Here is a 15,743-nt window from a genome sequence, read left to right on the forward strand (position 1 = left end):
AGCATCGCATTCCGTCCAGAATCGCTAATCAACAGGCGACCACGTTCACGGCGAGACCGCCCTGACTGGTTTCCTTGTAACGCTCGCTCATATCGTGACCGGTCTGGCGCATCGTCTCTATACAAGCGTCGAGCGGCACAAAATGCTTGCCGTCACCCTTCACCGCCAGCGATGCCGCAGTCACTGCCTTCACAGCACCAAGCGCATTACGCTCGATACAAGGTACCTGCACAAGCCCAGCAACCGGGTCGCAAGTCATGCCAAGATGGTGTTCCAGTGCTATTTCAGCAGCATTCTCAATTTGCTCAGGCGATCCACCAAGCACAGCGGCAAGACCCGCCGCGGCCATGGCCGATGCTGATCCCACCTCGCCCTGGCAACCGACTTCGGCACCTGAAATCGATGCATTGTGCTTGATGACACCACCGATCGCAGCCGAGGTGAGGAGGAAATCCCTGATACCTTTTTCATCGGCATCATCATGAAAATGCAGGTAATAGCGCAGAACTGCTGGCACGACGCCTGCGGCACCGTTTGTCGGTGCAGTCACAACCCTGCCGCCGGATGCATTTTCCTCATTGACGGCCATGGCATAGACAGACAGCCAATCATTCGCCAGAAGCGGGTTGCTGCGGTTGTTGCGCCAATCGTCCTGCAGCTTGTCGTGAAGCTGTCGCGCACGACGGCGAACATTCAGACCACCGGGCATCACACCATCACGGCTCAAGCCGCGCTCGATACAGCCGCGCATGGCTCCCCAAATGCGATCAAGACCGCTGTCCAGATCACCGCGCGCCATATGTTTTTCTTCGTTAGCCCGTTTCATTTCGGCAATCGACAACCCGCTGTCGTGAGCCATCTCAAGCATTTCAGCGGCACTGCGGAACGGAAACGGCACATCGGCCTTATCGTCCCGTTTCGCCCCGCTGCGCTGAACACGGCTCAGCTCTTCTTCGGTCACAACGAAACCGCCGCCGATAGAAAAATAAGCACGACGTAACAGAAGATTGTCGTCGGCATCGAATGCGGAGAAAGCCATTCCGTTAGCATGCCCCGGCAAAGGCGTTTTCCGATCCAGCACAAGATCAATCTTGGGGTCGAAATGATAGGCTGGATGCCCGTCAGGGTTTACCTTCTTCTCGGCGAAAACCTTCTCAATCTCGACGTCCATGATGTCGGGATCAACCGTATCAGGCAGATGACCGCAGAGCCCCAGAATAACGGCGCGATCCGTCGCATGTCCAACGCCGGTATAAGCCAGCGAGCCGTGCAGACTCGCTTTCAACCGGTGGATTTTCGAATGCGCAGGCCGTGGCCAGTTTCCGCTGACTATTTCGTTGAGAAACATGCGCGCGGCCGTCATTGGGCCCATCGTATGCGAACTGGAAGGCCCAATACCAATCTTGTAAAGATCGAAAACCGACAGAAACATTCCACACCTTCTGCAGCCATCATGTGGCTGATTGATCCCTGATCGCAACGTCGCTTGCGATTTGCCTGATCGTCCATTTTAGACAAAACTCGGCAAAAAGTCGCTAACGCGAAGACCGCGCATCTCTATCAGATAGTGTAGGAAAGGATCAACGCAAACGGAATGCCGAAATGCGGCATCAAATTTCCGTAATACGCAACGCCGCCTGACTTCTAGACGGAGAACAGATAAGCCATGAGGATGACAGCAGCGAGACCAATGACTGCCCAGAGCGTAACGCCCCAGCAGGATTTTTGAACGGTTTCGTCCATGGAGATTATGGCAACCTTGTTGTGCAACTCTTTTACACAGCATCCTTCACAACGCTGTTACCAATCATATAGCTTCGTGATGTCCGGAACGCAACGATGAAAAGCGGCTGAATTGCGGCGACAGGTTTTAAGCGCCAGACACGCACCCTCAATAAGTGATATTTATCAATAAGTTACCTATGAATAACCTTAACAAAAGCTTTAAAGTGGCGGCAAAAATGCGGCATCAGGGTTGAGGCAGAAGCATATCTGTCTTGCCCGCTAGCCGGTAGGCGGTTAGCCCAACCCATTCACGCACGGCCACACCGAACCGCGAAAGCGCTTCATTCGGAGATTCCAGATAAAGACCAAAACGCTCACTAGCGCGCGTTTTATAGTCTACTGGCCAAGCGACAACGTCGAAGTTCGCCTTGCGAAAACAACCGATGGATCGCGGCATATGATATGCGGAGGTGACCAGAAGCCAGGTATCGCCCGACTGCGGATGAGCCAATTCCTTCGAGAAGACCGCATTCTCGACGGTATTGCGAGATTTGTTTTCATAAATATAACGCTCGCCTGAAAAGCCGAGATCAATCAGCATCTGCCGCGTGCTATCCGCTTCTTTGGCGGATTTTTCAAAAAAGGCGCCCTCGCCGCCGGAAATAATGACTTTAGCGTTCGGATACAGCCTTGCCAGCCGCATTGCCTCAAAAATCCGATCAGCCGCGCTGTTCAATTCAAAACCTTTGCGCCCTGCGTTGATCTCTCCGTTCATATAGCCGCCAAGAACGACTATTCCGTCGACCCGTTGCGGCATTTCATCCGGCTTTGCAAAACGGTCCTCCAATGGAGCAAGCAGAACAGCACCAAGTGTCGTGAAGGCCGCAAAGAATAGAATAATTATCGACACCCCCAACACGCTCATACTGAGCCGATGTAAGCTACGCCACATGGCCAGAAAAGCAATCAGGATTAAAATGATGATGATCGTAACAGGTTGAAAAAACAGCCAAAAAATCTTCGAAAGACTATAAAACAACCAAAACTCTCCAATATGAGGCACCTACCCGCATCCATGCCAGCACGAATCCGTGTGCACCCGCATACTATAGTGTTGCAAAAGGCTGTGTTAGAGATTTGCCATGAAACGAAAAACACCGGACGTTGTTATCCAGCCGGAAGGAACCATGTCTAACATCACGACCCAGGATACTACACCTTCCTTTCGTGTTCGCCTCGGGCGCATCGACATTGCACGTGGGATCGCGCTGATCGCCATGGCGATCTACCATTTCGGCTGGGACCTCGAGTTTTTCGGTTATATGGCTCCGGCCACGACTGCCCACGGGGGCTGGAAGCTTTTCGCCCGCTGTATCGCTTCAAGCTTCCTGTTTCTGGTCGGCTTCAGCCTCGTCCTGGCGCATGGCAAAGGCATTCGCTGGAAGCCGATGGCGAAACGGCTGGTCCAGATTGCTGCCGCTGCAGCCGCTATTTCAGCCGTCACATGGTATATGTCACCAGACAGTTTCATCTTTTTCGGAATCCTGCATCAAATCGCTCTGGCAAGTGTGCTTGGTCTTCTTTTTGTACGCCTACCCGCACTAGTAACATTGGCCGTTGCAGCATTTGTCATTAGCGCTCCGCTCTATGCCCGCACCGATATTTTCAACCATCCAGTATTGAGCTGGGTTGGTCTTTCGACCGTGATGCCGCGCTCGAATGATTATGTGCCGCTGTTTCCGTGGTTCGGTGCGGTTCTCATCGGCATAGCGGGTGCACGCATTTTTCAGCGCTTCGGATGGCTTCAGCTATTGGCGGGCGGAATCAGACCACAATTTCTGGAAACGCCTCTGACTTTCATAGGCAGGCACAGCCTGGCTTTCTATCTCATTCATCAGCCGGTGCTGATCGCACTGGTTTATGCGTTCTCGCAACTGATGCCCCCGGCACAGCCTGCGCCGCGTGAGGCTTTCACGCAGTCCTGCGTCGCCGCATGCCTTCAGAATGGTGGCGAACAGCTATGTCGGCAGTTCTGCGGCTGTGTCGTGGCGGAACTGGACAAGGCTAAACTGTTCGATGACGTCTTCAGCGGCAAGATCGACCAGGAGAACAACAGAACCGTCCAGAGTATCGCACAAATGTGCTCTCCAGTGCCCGATTCTCAGTAGAGTTGATCAGGTATTGACGCCGAGTTCGGCGAGACGCTCGATACAGGATTCCTCGATCTGGTCGAGTTCACCCAGCGTCTCCTCAATATCGCGCCGCTTCTGACGAAGATCGTCACGTTTTTCCTCGACGCGCTTCATAAGCAACTTCAGCTGTCCGGTCTCACCGGGCGGCTCACGATACATCTGAATGATCTCGTGAATCTCCGCAATAGAAAAGCCGAGCCGCTTGCCCCGCAGTATCTGCTTCAAAAGATGACGGTCGGCAGGGCGAAATAGTCGCGTGCGACCACGTCTCACAGGAGAGATCAAGCCTTCATCTTCATAGAAGCGCAAAGTACGGGTCGAAATACCAAACTCGCGTGTCAGCTCTGTGATCGTATAATATTCGCGCACCACAACATTCCTGCCTTATATCAAGCGAACCTGGCTCTAACCGAATTGGCTCAGAGCCCAACGTTGTGCTCCTGCATTTACGTAAAAGTCAACATTAAACAGATAAAATTAAAATACTTCTAGCTAGAATTTGACCCCGAACTGTAATGATCAAGTCAGCGCATCACCCAAAACGACTTCTCCACTCACAAAGAGCATTAAGCGGAAAACCCAGCATTTACGTTAGTTTCGAGTTGAATGCGACTTGCCATCATATTGCCGCTCATGCGTTATGAACTTGCGGAAACCAGTTACAAACGGCGATTCATGCGGCGCTCTATAAAATTTACTTTAATCGGACTTGTCGTCATCGCCTTGATGGGTGCTGCCCCTTTTGCCGTTGAACCAATCGTAGTCAAGATCGGGGAAGGCTCGATTCGCCAGCTCGCCAGAGATGGTAATTTCTGCCAGACAGACCAGTGCGACGAAGGCATGAATTACGCGTTGGGGTTTCTTGAAACCAATTATGGCCTGTCGCCTCACGACGTTAAATGGTGTATGGGCGTCGATGTAATATCCCATTATCGGTTGCCATTCGGCAACCAGCTGAAAACATCAATCACCGACCGCATGTATCAACGCTGTGGCGACCCCAAACGAGATGAACCGCCCGGCAATCATACGAACGAATAAAGGCCGCTCTTCATGAAGCGATTTTTGCGCATTGGCGCCTGGACAGTACTTCTGGCCGTCCTTGCGGTCACGATTAGCCCGATAAAATTCCGTCCCATAACGGGCGAACCTGCAGATCTGGAGCGCTTTGTTGCTTTCTTTCTGGTCGGTGCGCTATTTGCCCTCGCCTATCCTCGCCACTGGATGGGTGTACTTCTGCTGACAGTCGGCTGCGCCGCACTTTTCGAGCTGATGCAGCGCCTCGCCCCCGGACGTCATGGCGAATTCATCGACTTTGTTTTCAAAGCTGCCGGGGCCATATTTGGTATTGCTGTTGGCTATGGCCTCAGCCTTATCCGTCCTTTCCGGCAGCAAAACTGATCAGGCTGCTGGAATAGCTTGCAGCCTGTCGCGGGCCGATTCACGCATGAATTCCAAATGGATCGAACGCAACAAAGCCGCCAGATCGTCATTGGCTGCAGCAAACCGTCCGCGCCCTGCTGCCTTGCACATCAAAGCCGATATCTCAGCCGCGCCCATCCGCTTTCGCCCGGCAGCAACTGCCCGCCACGCCTCAATGGCAACAATCAAGGGCGTGTGCGTGGCATCGCTCAATCCGGCAGAGCGAAGTAGCGCGGCAAGCGCAGCCGGACGACCGCCGGAAATAATCGCACAGATCCGAGCGTCGTCGAGATCGGAAAGCGCAGCAAGCAGGCCCGCGAAGAAATCTATACGTCCTCCGGCAACGGCGCGGATAACGAAACTGGTCGTGATTTCTCCACGCAGACGCAGATGCTCCACCAGCGCCGGCAGTTCTTCCTGCGAACAGTTTTCTGCCAGCTGCATTGATGCGCGAGCCGTCGCATCACTCACCACCTTATTGGCACGACGCTCCCCGAGAAGCATTTTCACCAGCGGGAGAGATTGCAGGACATCCCCTACTTTCACTGCCAGAAGATGACGGCATTCTGCCGGAAGTTGGGGATGAGCCAGCAAGGCCTCCCGCACGAGAGCGTCATGCCCACAACGCTCACTGATGCGCCGAAACGAAACCGATGCGATACGGGCGCAGCTATTAAACAGCATTTCCGCGACTGCTTCACTGTTTCCGACCTCTGCAATTGCTGCAGCAACTGCAAGCGAAACACGAGGACGCGCCGCAATCAAAACCTGAATCGAAGGGGCACCGTATGCCACACGATCAATCAGATCCGCATCGCTGAGAAGCGTCGAGCGTGCAAGAATGTATCCCGCAACCTCCGGCTGGTCAGCGGCAAGAGCCGTCACAATATGCAGGGGCGAATGCACGCTGGTTGAAAGCACATCAGCCATCGCCATACGAACTTTCGGAGAAGGATCATCGAGCAGAAGCGTCAAAGCAGCCTCCGCCCGCGCACGAACATGGTCCGATTGAATCTGGTCTATACATTGCCGAGCCATCCGAGCAGCGCGCACTACGCGCATAGCTACCGACTCGCAGCCGCCGACAAGCCCATCTTTTTCGATATACATTCTGGCCCCGCTCCAGATCGTTCTTGTATTCGAAAAGATTAAATTAAAATGGTTTACGAGCGGTTTACCATGTTTGTTAACCGCATTGCCGCAGCATGGAACCGAACGCGTTTTCACTCGTTTTATCGTCATTAATTCAACGGAGACTTCAAATGGCCGACGAAAAGATTACGAACGACATCCAGCAGGCTCTCGAAAAGCAGGTTGCCGATATGCGCGCAGAGTTAAAGCGCCTTTCAAAATCGCTGGCCTCACATTCTGGCGAACTGAGGGAACGTGCGGAAGACGCGATGGATGATGCGTCCGGTCGTTTCCGTCATGCAGCTCAAGCCGTGCGTGAACGCGGTCAGGTGGTTGCCGAAACGGTTCGCGAAAATCCGGGCACGGCCACGACACTTTTTGGAACTGCCGGAATCATCGGCATTCTCATCGGCGTTGCCATCGGCTGTGCCATTTCTGATCGACGCTGACAGCAATACCCACTCCAGCGTTCATGCCCGCGCTTGATGCGCGGGCATTATTTGTACTCTTTACCAAAAAGCTGTGGTCTGCTAGCTGCTTGGCATTGGCAATTTGCCACCGGTCGCAGCCTACCCGGTCAAAACAAGGACAAGCGCAATAATGCGCTCCAAGACTGCGACGTGGCTTGAAACAAAGGCACGTAAATGTCTGAAAAGACGATATATTCCGACCTAAAGCAGCTTGGCTCCAACGCGTCGATCCCGCAAAATCCGGAAGATGCCATTCTTGAACGAGTCATAAATCCGCAAGCCGGAACGGCTTACTGTGTTCGCTTCACAGCACCTGAGTTCACTTCGCTATGCCCGATGACAGGGCAGCCTGATTTCGCCCATCTCGTAATCGACTATGTCCCCGGACAGTGGTTAGTTGAAAGTAAATCCCTCAAACTGTTCCTATTTTCCTTCCGAAATCACGGCGCATTCCATGAAGATTGTACGGTCACTGTCGGCAAACGCCTAGTGGATCTGCTTGAGCCGGAGTGGCTCAGGATCGGCGGTTACTGGTATCCGCGCGGCGGTATTCCCATCGATGTTTTCTTCCAGACAGGAGCAACACCGCAGGACGTCTGGATACCGGAACAGGGTGTGGCCAACTATCGTGGTAGAGGGTAGTTGATCGGCGCGCTGTTGCGACTGAAGATCACGATCCCTATTATAGAACTGACAACATGGCCGTCTGAAAGGATCCCCATGAAAAACTTCGCTATTCTGATTTCTCTGGTCGTGCTTGCCGGATGCGGGGGAGCCAGCAAGGCAGCCATGGATACAGGCAAAAGCTTTGACCGTTTCGCCTGCATGTCGCGCAATTTCAAGGGTGAGCCGCCTTGCCCACAACCAGAAGGCACAAACCAGCCAGTGCAATAAAATCAGAGGAGGTCCGTCATGGCTATCGAACCCAAGGAAGTTCTCAATTTCTGGTTTTCGCCCAAGATGCGGGAAAACTGGTTCAGCAAAAGCGACGAAATCGACGCTGAAATTCGCGAGAAATTTTCAATAGCTTATGAAGATGCCCGCGCCGACAAGTTCGAACACTGGAAACAGCAGCCAGAAAGCGCACTTGCGCTCACAATTCTATTCGACCAGTTTCCGCGCAATATGTTCCGCGGCTCCCCCCGTTCTTTCGAATGTGACGGGCTCGCCCGAGATGTGGCGGCGCAAGCACTCGATCATGATTTCGACCGGAAGCTGTCACCAGAACAGCGCCAGTTCTTCTATCTGCCGTTCATGCATAGCGAACATCTGAGCGACCAGAAACGTTGTGTGGATCTCTACGAAAGGCTCGGCGACGAGTTCTCGCTCGGTTTTGCTCGTCAGCATCACGATATCATCGAACGCTTTGGACGCTTTCCTCATCGCAACAAGGTGCTGGGGCGCAATACGACCCTTGAGGAAGCTGAGTTCCTCAAGGAACACGCTGGTTTCTGATCTTCAGAGCAGCCGATACGGCAAAATTCCGCGACGGTCGTGATCGACTGCCAATCTGCTTTTAAGCGGCGGAACGGCGCGTTGCACACATTCAGCGCGCTCGCAAATACGACAGGAAACACCGATCGGATCGAAGGCAGAGCGGACAGCAATATCGAGCCCATCCGCGTAGACGAAGTCCTGCGCATAGGCCACCTCGCAGCCAAGGGCGATGGCATAGCGCCGCTGAGGTGCATTGAAGCCCCCTTCGCTCTTGGTCAGCTCTGTCGCAATGCAAAGGTAACGCGCACCATCCGGTGTTTCAGCGAGCTGTCGAATAATCCGTCCCGGCGTCTCGAATGCCTGATGCACATTCCATAGAGGGCACGCAGCCCCAAACCTGGCAAATTGCAGCTTGGCAGCGCTATGTCGTTTCGTGATGTTTCCAGCCCTGTCTATGCGCGCAAAAAACACCGGCACGCCGCGCTGGCCGGAGCGCTGCAAGGTGCTGAGCCGATGCGCGACCTGTTCAAGGCTTGCCCCAAAACGTGACGCTAACAGTTCCAGATCATGGCGCAGCTCTTTAGCCGCTGAAAGGAATGTCTGATAAGGCAGCATCAGCGCCCCGGCAAAATAATTGCGCAAGCCAATCTTGCAAATTTCAATTGCCTCGCCAGATCGAAAATCCGCCCGATGGGCAATCGTGTTTACCAGTTCTTCCATCTCCAGTTCGGCAATCTGGAACGCGATCTGAAAATTCCGGGTTGAAGCTGGTGAATAGGGATTGAGATAAAGCACCTTTGCCGTTGGATCGAACCGACGCAAGACCGCTTCTTCCGGTCCGGCTCGCGCTATATGCACCCGGTGATGCTGCTCCATATATTGCGGCAAAGCCACTCCAATGTCCCGGCCCGGAATATTTAGCTCCGCTGCAAGCTTTTCTGCGGCAATATCAATCTCATGTACGTAATTGTCGATAAAATGGAAAAAGTCGCGAACTTCCTCGTAAGGCGCAGGCTCGGCGGTGGAAGGAGCGCGACCAAGCTGATTATCCAGGCTTGCCAGCTGTTCGCTGTTGCGGCGATAGGCCTGATGACAGGCGATCAGTGCATGAGCCAGCCCCGGCGCATTTTGCGTAATGAGCTTGAGTTCCTGCAAATTCGGCTTGTAGTTGTCGAAAACGGGATCGGCCAGCGCTTCGGAAACGGCTGAAAGCAACCGATCGTCATCACCCAATGAAATCGCGCCTATATCGATCTGGTAGTTTTCAGCCAGAGCCAGTAAAACGGCTGCAGAGACAGGCCGCTGATTATTCTCGATCTGATTGAGGTAACTCGTTGAAATACCAAGCCGTTCGGCAAAGCCCGACTGGGTTGCCTTATGTTGCTCACGTATTTCACGTATCTTTCTGCCGATATAAAGTTTTCTCGGTGCCATTTTTGCAAATTCGCATTTCGCTATTTGCAAATTTATATCTTACACAATCGCACCTTTTCAAGCTTTTCCAGAACGCCTTCGGATTTTAAGCAGAAAGGAGAAAAAGACTATCTTTTCAGTTTCATAACTCGCCTTTCAAAGGCCGCCCAAAAATGGGGACTTTATGCAGGAACTTCTTGAACAGCTCGAATCCCGTCGCGCGGAAGCCCGCCTTGGCGGAGGTCAGCGCCGCATTGATGCTCAGCACGGCAAAGGCAAGCTCACAGCCCGCGAAAGGATCGAAGTGCTTCTCGACGAAGGCTCGTTCGAGGAGTTCGACATGTATGTCACCCATCGCTGCACCGACTTCGGCATGGAAAAGCAGAAAGTTGCTGGCGACGGCGTGGTGACAGGCTGGGGCACGATCAACGGTCGGCAGGTCTATGTGTTCAGCCAGGATTTTACCGTTCTGGGCGGTTCATTGTCTGAAACCCATGCGCAGAAAATCTGCAAGGTCATGGATATGGCCATGAAAAATGGCGCGCCGGTGATCGGCCTCAATGATTCCGGTGGTGCGCGCATTCAGGAAGGCGTTGCGTCGCTCGCGGGCTACGCTGACGTATTCAAGCGCAACGTAGATGCATCCGGTGTGGTGCCGCAGATCTCCGTCATCATGGGCCCCTGCGCTGGCGGTGCGGTCTATTCGCCTGCCATGACCGACTTCATCTTCATGGTGCGTGACAGTTCCTATATGTTCGTGACAGGCCCCGACGTGGTGAAAACCGTCACCAACGAAATTGTCACGGCGGAGGAACTGGGCGGTGCCTCGACCCACACCAGAAAATCATCGGTCGCCGACGGCGCTTATGAGAACGATATCGAAGCGCTGGAACAGGTCCGCATTCTGTTCGACTTCCTGCCGCTCAACAATCGCGAAAAGCCGCCCGTACGTCCGGTATTCGACGATCCGGCGCGGCTCGAAATGCGGCTCGACACATTGATTCCAGATAGCGCCACCAAGCCCTACGACATGAAGGAGCTTATCCACGCGCTGGCAGACGAAAGCGATTTCTTCGAAATTCAGGAATCTTTTGCGAAGAACATCATTACCGGCTTCATCCGCATGGATGGACAAACCATCGGTGTGGTTGCAAACCAGCCTATGGTGCTTGCCGGTTGCCTCGACATCGATTCCTCGCGCAAGGCTGCCCGGTTCGTTCGCTTCTGCGATGCCTTTAACATCCCGATCCTAACTCTTGTCGACGTCCCGGGCTTCCTGCCGGGCACGGCACAGGAATATGGCGGTGTCATCAAGCACGGCGCAAAACTGCTCTTCGCTTACGCCCAAGCAACCGTTCCCATGGTTACGCTCATCACGCGCAAGGCCTATGGCGGCGCCTATGATGTGATGGCCTCGAAACATATCGGCGCTGATATCAATTATGCGTGGCCGACGGCGGAAATCGCAGTTATGGGCGCCAAGGGTGCAACGGAAATCCTCTATCGTTCCGAATTGGGCGATATCGAAAAAATCGCCGCCCGCACGAAGGAATATGAGGAGCGCTTTGCCAATCCGTTCGTGGCCGCTGAACGTGGCTTCATCGACGAAGTCATCATGCCGCATTCTTCACGCCGCCGCATCGCCCGCGCCTTTGCCAGCCTGCGCAATAAGCAGCAAAGCACGCCGTGGAAGAAGCACGACACCATTCCGCTGTAAGATTGCTATGGGTACGATAAAAATGATCAAGAAAATTCTCATTGCCAATCGTGGCGAAATTGCATGCCGGGTCATAAAGACGGCGAAGAGAATGGGCATCGCAACGGTGGCGGTCTATTCTGATGCCGACCGCAACGCCCTGCATGTAAAAATGGCCGACGAAGCAGTCCACATCGGACCAGCGCCCTCCAATCAGTCCTATATCGTCATCGACAAGATTCTCGCGGCGATCAAGGAAACTGGCGCGGATGCAGTGCATCCCGGCTACGGCTTTTTGTCGGAAAATCCGCGCTTCGCTGAAGCACTGAAGGACGCCAATGTTACCTTCATTGGCCCGCCGGTGAACGCAATTGACGCGATGGGCGACAAGATCACCTCGAAGAAACTTGCAGCCGAAGCCGGTGTTTCTACCGTACCCGGTCATATGGGTTTGATCGAAGACGCCGACGAGGCGGTTCGCATTTCCACATCCATCGGCTATCCTGTGATGATCAAGGCTTCTGCTGGCGGCGGCGGCAAAGGCATGCGTATTGCATGGAACGACGACGAAGCCCGCGAAGGATTCCAGCTTTCACGCAATGAGGCCAAATCCTCTTTCGGCGACGACCGGATATTCATCGAAAAATTCGTCACCCAGCCGCGCCATATTGAAATTCAGGTTCTGGGCGACCAGCACGGCAACGTCGTCTATCTTGGCGAACGTGAATGTTCCATTCAGCGCCGTAACCAGAAGGTCATCGAAGAAGCACCTTCGCCATTCCTTGATGAAGCGACCCGCAAGGCCATGGGCGAGCAGGCCGTGGCTCTCGCAAAGGCCGTTGGCTATTTTTCGGCGGGCACGGTGGAATTCATCGTTGACGGCAGCCGTAACTTCTACTTCCTTGAAATGAATACGCGTCTACAGGTCGAGCATCCAGTGACGGAGCTCATCACCGGCATCGACCTTGTGGAAGAAATGATCCGCATCGCTTCCGGTGAAAAGCTCCGTTTCGGCCAGAGCGACATAAAGCTGAACGGTTGGGCGATGGAAAGCCGCCTCTACGCGGAAGACCCATATCGTAACTTCCTGCCTTCTATCGGCAGGCTGACCCGTTATCGTCCGCCAGTCGAAGGCCGTAATTCAGACGGTACAATCGTGCGCAATGACACCGGCGTGTTCGAAGGCGGTGAAATTTCGATGTATTATGACCCGATGATCGCAAAACTCTGCACCTGGGGGCCGGACCGTGCCAGCGCCGTCAACGCGATGGGAGATGCTTTGGACGCATTCGAGGTGGAAGGCATCGGCCACAACCTGCCTTTCCTGTCGGCTGTGATGGAGCATCCGCGCTTCCGCGAAGGTGCACTCACAACTGCATTCATCGCCGAGGAATATCCGGACGGCTTCGCCGGAGTATCGGTTTCGGAAGACGATGCGCGGGTATTTGCTGCGGTTGCCGCCCAGATCAATCTGGCGATTGAACGGCGCAACATGCAGATTACCGGGCGGATTTCCAGCGAACAGCAATCTGTGGCGACCGACTGGGTGGCGACACTCGGTAGGCTTACTTTGCCGATTCGTATTGCGGAAGGCGAAGGCGGAACGACAATCAATTTCATGGATGGTGGCAGCTTGCCTGTTGCCAGCGACTGGCATCCCGGTAGCCATCTGGGCTCGTTCACCGTCGGCGGCAGGCCCATTGCCATCAAGGTTTCGCGTTCGGGCACGGGATGGCGTTTGCGCTGGCGTGGCATGGATGTGCTTGCCCACGTCCGCAAGCCGCGTATCGCAGAACTTGCACAACTCATGCCGGTAAAGCTGCCTCCAGATACGTCGAAAATGTTGCTCTGCCCGATGCCGGGCGTCATCACATCGATCCTCGTTAAGGATGGTGAAACGGTCGAGGCCGGTCAGCCGCTGGCCACGGTAGAAGCCATGAAGATGGAAAACGTGCTGCGTGCGGAACGCCGTGCTACCGTAAAGCGCATTACGGCAGAAGCAGGTGCAAGTCTCGCCGTGGATGAATTGATTATGGAATTTGAGTGAGGTCGATATGAGCGAGCGCCCCACCACCCGAGCTGATTGGGAAACCTTGGCTGAGAAGGAATTGAAGCGGCCAGCCGACAGTCTCATCTGGCATACGCCGGAAGGCATTGACGTCAAGCCGCTCTACACGGAAGACGATCTGCAGGGCATCGACCATCTTGGCACCCTGCCCGGTTTCGAGCCTTTCCTGCGCGGCCCCCGCGCCACAATGTATGCGGGTCGGCCGTGGACTATCCGGCAATATGCCGGGTTCTCGACGGCCGAAGAATCGAACGCCTTCTACCGCAAGGCGCTCGCCGCCGGTCAGCAGGGCGTTTCGGTTGCCTTCGACCTTGCCACCCATCGCGGTTATGACAGCGACCATCCACGCGTTGAAGGCGATGTCGGCAAGGCAGGCGTGGCGATCGATTCCGTCGAGGACATGAAAATCCTTTTCGACGACATCCCGCTGGAAAAGATCTCCGTCTCCATGACCATGAACGGCGCGGTTATCCCGATCCTTGCCAATTTCATCGTAGCAGGCGAAGAACAAGGGGTGCCACGCGCGCAGCTCTCCGGCACGATCCAGAACGACATTCTCAAGGAGTTCATGGTCCGTAACACCTATATCTATCCGCCGGAACCATCCATGCGGATCATTGCGGATATCATCGCCTATACCGCCGCCGAAATGCCGAAGTTCAACTCGATTTCCATTTCCGGCTATCACATGCAGGAAGCGGGCGCGACGCTGGTTCAGGAACTGGCTTTCACGCTTGCCGATGGGCGTGAATATGTGCGCGCTGCCCTGAACAAGGGCCTGAACGTCGATGAATTTGCAGGGCGCCTGTCATTCTTCTTTGCCATCGGCATGAATTTCTTCATGGAAATCGCCAAGCTGCGCGCTGCGCGGTTGCTCTGGTCGCGCATTATGAAGGAATTCGATCCGAAGAAGCCCGGCTCGCTGATGCTGCGCACGCATTGCCAGACTTCAGGCGTATCGCTTCAGGAACAGGATCCCTATAACAATATCGTCCGTACCGCATTCGAAGCCATGTCGGCTGCACTGGGCGGCACGCAGTCGCTGCACACCAATTCCTTCGATGAAGCTATTGCTTTGCCAACAGAATTTTCGGCTCGCATTGCCCGCAATACGCAGCTCATCCTTCAGAACGAAACCGGCGTAACCAAAGTGGTCGATCCGCTGGCAGGTTCCTATTACATCGAAAACCTCACCAACGAACTGGCCGAAAAGGCATGGGCGTTGATCGAGGAGGTCGAGAAGCTTGGCGGCATGACCAAGGCTGTTGAAAGCGGGCTTCCGAAACGCCTCATTGAAGAGGCTGCTACCAAGCGGCAGGCGGCGGTCGATAAGGGCGACGAAGTCATTGTCGGCGTCAACAAGTTCCGCCTCGAGCAGGAAGACGAAATCGACATTCTGGAGATCGACAATTCGGCTGTTCGCCAATCGCAAATTGCACGCCTCAACCGCATGAAGGAAACGCGCAACAAGGCAAAAGTCGAAGCGGCTCTGGCCGAACTCGAACAGGTCGCCAAGACCGGTGAAGGCAACCTTCTTGCGGCCGCCGTTGAAGCCTCCCGCGCCCGCGCCAGTGTCGGTGAAATTTCCGATGCCATGCGCCGCGCATTCGGAGACCATGCGGCCGTTCCGAAAGTCGTCAAGAAAGTCTACGGCGCTGCCTACAAGGACGAGCCGGAATATCAGACGCTGGTCAACCGGCTCGGTGATTTCAAGAAGCAGATCGGTGAAACGCCGAAAGTAATGGTCGCCAAGCTCGGCCAGGACGGACATGATCGCGGTGCCAAAATTATCGCTTCTGCTTTTGGTGATATCGGCTTCGAAGTATTGGCCGGCCCCCTGTTCCAGACGCCAGATGAAGCCGCCGATATGGCGATCAAGTCCAAGGTACACGTTCTCGGGGTCTCGTCGCTTGCCGCCGGTCACAAGACACTATTACCCCAGCTTGTGGACACGCTCCGCAAGAAGGGCGCGGAAAATATCATCGTTGTCTGCGGTGGCGTCGTTCCGCGTCAGGATTATCAGTATCTGTTCGACCATGGTGTGGCAGCCGTGTTCGGACCAGGTTCCAATGTACTCGACTGCGCCCGCGCCGTGCTCGACCTGATGGAAGGCAAGCGTCGCAATCTGTAGTATTATCAGATGGATATGCCCTTTACAGGACTCATTTTCTGAACAACCTCAGAAGCCG

15 protein-coding genes are annotated in these 15,743 nt (G+C 54.5%); 10 read left to right on the forward strand and 5 right to left on the reverse strand.

Going from position 1 to position 15,743, the window contains the following annotated elements; translation table 11 throughout:
• Positions 1-28 precede the first annotated feature (28 nt).
• Positions 29-1,432: an L-serine ammonia-lyase gene (locus JNC70_RS11215; protein WP_104756374.1), complete on the reverse strand. Its 1,404-nt coding sequence runs from the start codon at positions 1,430-1,432 to the stop codon at positions 29-31.
• Positions 1,433-1,969: 537 nt separating this feature from the next.
• Complete coding sequence (locus tag JNC70_RS11220; protein ID WP_104756375.1) at positions 1,970-2,764, reverse strand: YdcF family protein; 795 nt, start codon at positions 2,762-2,764, stop codon at positions 1,970-1,972.
• 148 nt (positions 2,765-2,912) lie between these two features.
• On the opposite strand from JNC70_RS11220, the gene JNC70_RS11225 reads away from it, so the two are divergent.
• Positions 2,913-3,893 (forward strand): heparan-alpha-glucosaminide N-acetyltransferase, encoded by a 981-nt coding sequence (locus JNC70_RS11225; RefSeq protein ID WP_104756376.1) that lies wholly within the window; start codon positions 2,913-2,915, stop codon positions 3,891-3,893.
• A gap of 6 nt (positions 3,894-3,899) precedes the next feature.
• On the opposite strand, the gene JNC70_RS11230 is transcribed toward JNC70_RS11225, so the two are convergent.
• Complete coding sequence (locus JNC70_RS11230) at positions 3,900-4,286, reverse strand: MerR family transcriptional regulator (RefSeq protein ID WP_104756377.1); 387 nt, start codon at positions 4,284-4,286, stop codon at positions 3,900-3,902.
• Positions 4,287-4,592: 306 nt separating this feature from the next.
• Here JNC70_RS11230 and JNC70_RS11235 point away from each other — a divergent pair, with 306 nt between their 5' ends.
• Together JNC70_RS11235 and JNC70_RS11240 are read left to right on the forward strand one after the other, a co-directional pair.
• Complete coding sequence (locus JNC70_RS11235; protein ID WP_104756433.1) at positions 4,593-4,958, forward strand: hypothetical protein; 366 nt, start codon at positions 4,593-4,595, stop codon at positions 4,956-4,958.
• Positions 4,959-4,970: 12 nt separating this feature from the next.
• A complete protein-coding gene (locus tag JNC70_RS11240) occupies positions 4,971-5,318 on the forward strand; it encodes a VanZ family protein (protein WP_104756378.1) in 348 nt (115 codons plus the stop codon).
• Here the strand turns inward: JNC70_RS11240 and JNC70_RS11245 are convergent, their stop codons facing one another.
• Positions 5,319-6,449: a DUF2336 domain-containing protein gene (locus JNC70_RS11245; protein ID WP_104756379.1), complete on the reverse strand. Its 1,131-nt coding sequence runs from the start codon at positions 6,447-6,449 to the stop codon at positions 5,319-5,321.
• Positions 6,450-6,601: 152 nt separating this feature from the next.
• Here JNC70_RS11245 and JNC70_RS11250 point away from each other — a divergent pair, with 152 nt between their 5' ends.
• The 4 genes from JNC70_RS11250 (at position 6,602) to JNC70_RS11265 (ending at position 8,395) form a co-directional block, all read left to right on the forward strand.
• Positions 6,602-6,919: an ElaB/YgaM/YqjD family protein gene (locus JNC70_RS11250; RefSeq protein WP_104756380.1), complete on the forward strand. Its 318-nt coding sequence runs from the start codon at positions 6,602-6,604 to the stop codon at positions 6,917-6,919.
• Positions 6,920-7,114: 195 nt separating this feature from the next.
• Positions 7,115-7,582 carry a preQ(1) synthase gene (queF, locus tag JNC70_RS11255; protein WP_104756381.1) on the forward strand — a complete coding sequence of 156 codons (468 nt, stop codon included), beginning with the start codon at positions 7,115-7,117 and terminating at the stop codon, positions 7,580-7,582.
• Positions 7,583-7,834, forward strand: coding sequence for a hypothetical protein (locus JNC70_RS11260; protein WP_104756382.1), 252 nt, complete (start codon positions 7,583-7,585; stop codon positions 7,832-7,834).
• 18 nt (positions 7,835-7,852) lie between these two features.
• On the forward strand, positions 7,853-8,395 hold the full coding sequence (locus tag JNC70_RS11265) for a DUF924 family protein (protein ID WP_104756383.1): 543 nt from the start codon (positions 7,853-7,855) through the stop codon (positions 8,393-8,395).
• Positions 8,396-8,398: 3 nt separating this feature from the next.
• On the opposite strand, the gene JNC70_RS11270 is transcribed toward JNC70_RS11265, so the two are convergent.
• Positions 8,399-9,811, reverse strand: a complete 1,413-nt coding sequence (locus tag JNC70_RS11270; RefSeq protein WP_104756384.1) for a helix-turn-helix domain-containing protein — start codon at positions 9,809-9,811, stop codon at positions 8,399-8,401.
• A 163-nt stretch (positions 9,812-9,974) separates the two neighbouring features.
• Here JNC70_RS11270 and JNC70_RS11275 point away from each other — a divergent pair, with 163 nt between their 5' ends.
• Genes JNC70_RS11275 through scpA form a run of 3 tightly spaced genes read left to right on the forward strand, consistent with a single transcriptional unit; the run spans position 9,975 to position 15,685 of the window.
• Positions 9,975-11,507 (forward strand): acyl-CoA carboxylase subunit beta, encoded by a 1,533-nt coding sequence (locus tag JNC70_RS11275; RefSeq protein WP_104756385.1) that lies wholly within the window; start codon positions 9,975-9,977, stop codon positions 11,505-11,507.
• A 22-nt stretch (positions 11,508-11,529) separates the two neighbouring features.
• Positions 11,530-13,533 carry an acetyl-CoA carboxylase biotin carboxylase subunit gene (locus tag JNC70_RS11280; RefSeq protein WP_104756434.1) on the forward strand — a complete coding sequence of 668 codons (2,004 nt, stop codon included), beginning with the start codon at positions 11,530-11,532 and terminating at the stop codon, positions 13,531-13,533.
• A gap of 7 nt (positions 13,534-13,540) precedes the next feature.
• Positions 13,541-15,685, forward strand: a complete 2,145-nt coding sequence (gene scpA / locus JNC70_RS11285; RefSeq protein WP_104756386.1) for a methylmalonyl-CoA mutase — start codon at positions 13,541-13,543, stop codon at positions 15,683-15,685.
• Positions 15,686-15,743 lie beyond the last annotated feature (58 nt).

Source organism: Brucella oryzae, from assembly GCF_041929965.1.
Lineage (GTDB): Bacteria > Pseudomonadota > Alphaproteobacteria > Rhizobiales > Rhizobiaceae > Brucella > Brucella oryzae.

What these genes read in the sequence shown, in the direction of transcription:
- queF (WP_104756381.1), top strand. Translation starts at nt 7,115, where the DNA reads ATGTCTGAAAAGACGATATATTCCGACCTAAAGCAGCTTGGCTCCAAC.
- JNC70_RS11215 (WP_104756374.1), bottom strand. Translation starts at nt 1,432, where the DNA reads ATGTTTCTGTCGGTTTTCGATCTTTACAAGATTGGTATTGGGCCTTCC.
- JNC70_RS11280 (WP_104756434.1), top strand. Translation starts at nt 11,530, where the DNA reads ATGATCAAGAAAATTCTCATTGCCAATCGTGGCGAAATTGCATGCCGG.
- JNC70_RS11250 (WP_104756380.1), top strand. Translation starts at nt 6,602, where the DNA reads ATGGCCGACGAAAAGATTACGAACGACATCCAGCAGGCTCTCGAAAAG.
- JNC70_RS11275 (WP_104756385.1), top strand. Translation starts at nt 9,975, where the DNA reads ATGCAGGAACTTCTTGAACAGCTCGAATCCCGTCGCGCGGAAGCCCGC.
- JNC70_RS11225 (WP_104756376.1), top strand. Translation starts at nt 2,913, where the DNA reads ATGTCTAACATCACGACCCAGGATACTACACCTTCCTTTCGTGTTCGC.
- scpA (WP_104756386.1), top strand. Translation starts at nt 13,541, where the DNA reads ATGAGCGAGCGCCCCACCACCCGAGCTGATTGGGAAACCTTGGCTGAG.
- JNC70_RS11270 (WP_104756384.1), bottom strand. Translation starts at nt 9,811, where the DNA reads ATGGCACCGAGAAAACTTTATATCGGCAGAAAGATACGTGAAATACGT.
- JNC70_RS11265 (WP_104756383.1), top strand. Translation starts at nt 7,853, where the DNA reads ATGGCTATCGAACCCAAGGAAGTTCTCAATTTCTGGTTTTCGCCCAAG.
- JNC70_RS11240 (WP_104756378.1), top strand. Translation starts at nt 4,971, where the DNA reads ATGAAGCGATTTTTGCGCATTGGCGCCTGGACAGTACTTCTGGCCGTC.
- JNC70_RS11245 (WP_104756379.1), bottom strand. Translation starts at nt 6,449, where the DNA reads ATGTATATCGAAAAAGATGGGCTTGTCGGCGGCTGCGAGTCGGTAGCT.
- JNC70_RS11235 (WP_104756433.1), top strand. Translation starts at nt 4,593, where the DNA reads ATGCGGCGCTCTATAAAATTTACTTTAATCGGACTTGTCGTCATCGCC.